This is a genomic window from Mesorhizobium sp. M2C.T.Ca.TU.002.02.1.1, assembly GCF_003997225.1.
Genome location: NZ_RZTO01000539.1, coordinates 1 through 4,380 on the forward strand (window position 1 = coordinate 1; position 4,380 = coordinate 4,380).

Genomic DNA, 4,380 nt, shown 5'->3' on the forward strand with positions numbered 1-4,380 from the left:
TCGCCGCTCGATCCGCGCGCCGCCGGCTGCAACGCGCTGCTCAAGGACGGCGTCACGCTCGTCACCGAAGCCGCCGACGTGCTCGGCGCGCTGGCGCCGCTTGCCGGCACCCGGCCTCCAAGAACCCTCCCACTTGCCGAGGCGCCCGACATATCCGCCATGCCGCCACCCGGCGAAAACGACCGCGCCGATGTGCTGGAAGCGCTTGGCCCCACGCCGATCGCGGTGGACGACATTATCCGCCACACCGGCATGAGCGCAGCGCAGATATCGATGGTGCTGCTTGAACTCGACCTCGCGGGACGGCTTGAGCGTCACGCCGGCGGGAATGTGTCGCTGATCGCGTGACCTGCGGCCTTCAGTTCCGGGTTTGGGTCCCTCCTACCGGAACAAATATTTCGACACTTCCGGATTGCCACGGCGCCACATCACATTGTCGAGGAAGTAGTGGTGCACGTTGATGAAGACCAGCACGATGAAGAAGAACAGCGACGAACCGAGCACCTGCTTGTCGTAGGGGACCAAGGCGGTCAACATGAACGGGATCAGCCAGAAGCCGAGATAGCCGAGGGCGGCGCCTCCGATGATGAATCCCCACACCCGCAGCTTATAGCGAGGGCCGAGGACGGATAGGATTTTCGGCTCCGGATCCCGCGCCGCATCCAGGACGTCACGCTCGACATTGGTCTGATAGCGCCACACCACGGCCAGATATTGCAGCGAGTGCAGCGCCGGCACCACAAGCAGCCAGAGCGGGTTTATCCTGGCGATCAGGATCCAGAGATAGAGGGACGCGACATAGGCAACGATGCCGTTATACGGCAGGCCGCCGCCATTTTTTCGCCAACGGCTGGCCAGCATCAGGAGCGTAGCCGCTATGGATGCGACGGCCGCCGCCAAGACAATGTCGGTGATCCATGAAGGCGCGGCGAAGGTGTAATACTGGAGCCCGTAATACTGTCCCGCGGTCACCGCCGTGTTGGTCTGCAGCCAGGCCAGGATCCACACCGCGTAGCTGTTGACGAGCAGCACCTTCTTGTCCCGGTTGTCGAAGAATTTCCGTTTCAGCACGGCATCGACCATCAGCATGCCGTAGCCCTGCTTGACGTAGTGCCAGCCGACGAAAAAGAACATTGCGTTGGCCGCGAAGCCGAGCAGCCGCGTGTTTGACGTCGCCGCGCCATAGGCGAAGAACAGGGCCATGATCGCCGGAACGATGACGCCGGCGAAAATGTAGCGAAGCTGCAGGCTTCGATCGTAGCCGTCGCCACGCGCCTTCCGGCCGAAATTGCGGTAGAATATCTGGTAGGAATGGGCGAAATGCGGGTAGTTCACCAGATAGGCCACGACGACCATCGTCGCGGCTAACGAGCCTTCGTATTCACGCGGCACGAAGAACAGCGCCGGCAGGATCAGAAACGCGCTGCCGCCGAGCATCAGGAAATCGGCGACCGGGCCGAACAGATATCTGCCGGGCGGCGGCGCCGCTTTACGGGCCGTGGTCTCTACCGAAAGGTCAAGTGCCATCGTGGAGCCTCCCTCGGAGGCCCGAGTTTAGCCATGACCCTGTCCAGGGACAAGTTTGCCGGTGGCCGGCTCTCATTGTCTTGGGGAAAGTCACGCCGTCAGGGTAAGATAGCCCGAGCGATCTTCATCAGCCGCTTTCTGGCTTCTGCCACGCGCTTCTGTTCCGACCTTATGCGGCTGCACAGCGCAAGGTTGATCCCTACGCCACAGTCCTCGTCCAGCATTTCCTTTGCATGATTGAGAGAAGTCTCCGCGCGCTTTACGCTCTGCCTGGCCCTGGCCAGTTCCAAGTTCAGTACGTCCACTGTATCCGCATCCCAAATTGCGGTCCCTTCCGGGATTGAACGGACGCGTATGGTTTTTGTTCCGATTGCCACGGGCATCAAGCTGGCCGGCTATGATGCAAAGCGCGGTTATTTCCGAAGCAGAGGCTGGACTGACGCCTTCACCTGGTCGGTAATTTGATCCTCCAGACGCCATCGCCTGCGAACCCGTGCCCGTTTGTTGGACTTGTACTCGGTAAGCTCGCGCTGCGCCTTGGCGATGGGCATGGCGAACATCGAAGGGTCCGTCCGGAGCCCTCCGGACTCTATCCAGAAACCATCATAGTCGGCGGAGATGCGGCGGCGCAAACTGTAATCGGTTGCAAAAACATGCCCCGCATTCGACACGGCAAAGAGGCCGGACAAGCCTAAGGACCGGCTAAGAACCTGCGCCACGAAAAGGAGCACGGTTTTCGGGCGCATGCCCTCCATGGCGTTCGTCAAGATACGGGCGTCCTCAAGGCCTTGCGCTCCGGCCGAAACACCCTTGAGGGCGCCTATCAAAAGGATCTCCCCTGCTTCCTCGATGCGCAGCAGCGACCGGTCCACGATCGCCAATCCCATTTCAGTGATCGGCCTGTGATCCAGACAAAGGACAAGGCGCCACTCCGCTTCCCTGTAGAGGCCGCCCTGGCCGGTTAGCTCCACCGTGATTGTCCCCGCAGGGGTCGTGACTGCGAACAATTCCAGACCGCCAGTGTGGCTCTCGACCAATGCGGCGTCGCAAAGCAAACGGGCTGCCGCCATATAGTGACCGACCAGGGCCACGGCGCGTTTGCCGCGCTTCAGCCCCACGGTCAGGTAGGGACGGACAACCTTGAGTGGAACCTCCGGATAATGATCGAGGATTGGAGCGAAGGGCTCGGCGCCAAGCTTCAGCCTGACATCGGCGATATCGCGACGATACAGCCAACGAAGGGCGGCCCACTTGACCGTGTGAACCCACTCGTTAAGCCTGCGACGGAAAGCGGAAGGCGCTCGCCTGCCTCGACGTGACGACACCGCTGCCCCATAATTCTATTCGGCGCGACACCGCTCCTCTGGTGATCGCCGACGGCAAGACTTCAAGGACGGCCAGGTCCGTTCATCCGAGCCATTTCTATTGCCCAACAAGCCCGATGCCCGAACCGGGCCACCAGCCTGCCCTATCGCGAACCGCGCACCCAAGGCAATTTACAAAAATGTAAAGCGCCGGCCGAGCGGCGACGTGATGTTGTGGAGGCGGTTGGACTTGCGGCAATTCGGCAGATGTGGGCGGGCTGTTTCGGGCGGTCGTTTTTGGTGAGCGCGATGGGATTCGAACCCATGACCTACTGATTAAAAGTCAGTTGCTCTACCGGCTGAGCTACGCGCTCCCGCGGGCTCGAAACGCCGCCCTCGAAATTGCGCGGAACATAGGGAGAGTGCCGCGGCCGGTCAACCGGAAAAAGACAGGCTTCCAAGGCGGATTTCTTGAACAGATTTCGAGGGTGCCGAGGGTGTTGGCGAACGGCTTTCGAATGCTCGCGCCAATGGCCCGTGTCCGTATTGCTTCAGAAAGCTCCACAACAGCGGGTTGTGATATCGAAACGGGAACAATTTGCAACCCGGACCCGTTTCGCAAAACAGGGACGTCGATCAACCTCTAGGAGAAGACTAATGAACAAGATCGCATCGGGACTGTTGGCAGCCGCTCTCTCGGCGTCGTTCATCGCGGCCGAAATGGTGCCGGTCAACGCTCAGCCGGCCTATGTGCCGCAACCCCAGGGCCTGTCGTCAGATGTCCAGACTGTGCAGTATCGGGATTGGAGAAGGCACCGCGGCTTCAACCGCGATTTCTCGCGTCGCGGTGGCAGCGTCTACTGGAACGGCCATCGCGGCTATCGTGAATATCGCCGCGGCTATCGCCGGCATGGCGACTATTGGTTCCCGCTGGCCGCTTTCGCCACGGGCGCGCTGATCACCGGCGCCATCGTCAACAGCGAGAACAGCCGCGTCTATCGCGGCAACTCGCATGTCCAGTGGTGCTACGACCGCTACCGCTCGTATCGCGCCTCGGACAACACTTTCCAGCCCTACAACGGCCCGCGTCAGCAGTGCGTTTCGCCCTACTGACGGCCTCCAGTCAGTACCCAGGGTCGTTGACTGAGCCCGTGCCTCGAGAGGCACGGGCTCTCTCGTTTTGATCAGCGAAACGGCCAGGCGGTCAGTTTGCCCATCTGACACTTTTGAAAACCAGATACAGCGCTCCGCCTTCACCGCGCGGCGAGCGGTAAGCGCCAAGCGCATTGCAAACCCGAACCATTGCCGCCGTGAGTTCCCAGCCGAGAGCTTCCAGGTCGCCGCCCGTATCGTCCACATAGGCCCGGGCCAAATTGTCTATGCCTTTTTCCTCGCCGAAGGCCCGAACCAGTTTCGCGCCGCCGAGAAGATTGCCAGGCAGGTTCGAATTGGCCCACGCCCACAGCCAGTTACCGGCCTTGGCGCTGGTGGAACCTGCGATCTGGATTTCAGAGACGATCTTGACGCCGGCCTGGTCGGAGAACGACAG

General features: G+C 61.1%; 4 protein-coding genes, 1 tRNA gene and 1 pseudogene. 2 read left to right on the forward strand and 4 right to left on the reverse strand.

Annotated features, from left to right (window positions below):
• Positions 1-348 (forward strand): annotated as a pseudogene (locus EOD07_RS24340) (DNA-protecting protein DprA); the annotation flags it as partial.
• Positions 349-381: 33 nt separating this feature from the next.
• Here the strand turns inward: EOD07_RS24340 and EOD07_RS24345 are convergent.
• From EOD07_RS24345 to EOD07_RS24360, 3 genes are all read right to left on the reverse strand, one after another.
• Positions 382-1,527, reverse strand: a complete 1,146-nt coding sequence (locus tag EOD07_RS24345; protein ID WP_127237256.1) for a hypothetical protein — start codon at positions 1,525-1,527, stop codon at positions 382-384.
• Between the two features lie 413 nt (positions 1,528-1,940).
• Positions 1,941-2,852 carry a DUF535 family protein gene (locus EOD07_RS24355; RefSeq protein ID WP_127237258.1) on the reverse strand — a complete coding sequence of 304 codons (912 nt, stop codon included), beginning with the start codon at positions 2,850-2,852 and terminating at the stop codon, positions 1,941-1,943.
• 277 nt (positions 2,853-3,129) lie between these two features.
• Positions 3,130-3,205: transfer RNA gene (locus EOD07_RS24360), tRNA-Lys, on the reverse strand.
• A 283-nt stretch (positions 3,206-3,488) separates the two neighbouring features.
• Between EOD07_RS24360 and EOD07_RS24365 the strand changes: the two genes are divergently transcribed.
• Positions 3,489-3,944, forward strand: a complete 456-nt coding sequence (locus tag EOD07_RS24365; RefSeq protein WP_127237259.1) for a BA14K family protein — start codon at positions 3,489-3,491, stop codon at positions 3,942-3,944.
• A gap of 91 nt (positions 3,945-4,035) precedes the next feature.
• Here EOD07_RS24365 and EOD07_RS24370 read toward each other — a convergent pair.
• A partial coding sequence (locus EOD07_RS24370) for a DUF6882 domain-containing protein (protein ID WP_127237260.1) occupies positions 4,036-4,380 on the reverse strand: 345 nt, incomplete at its 5' end.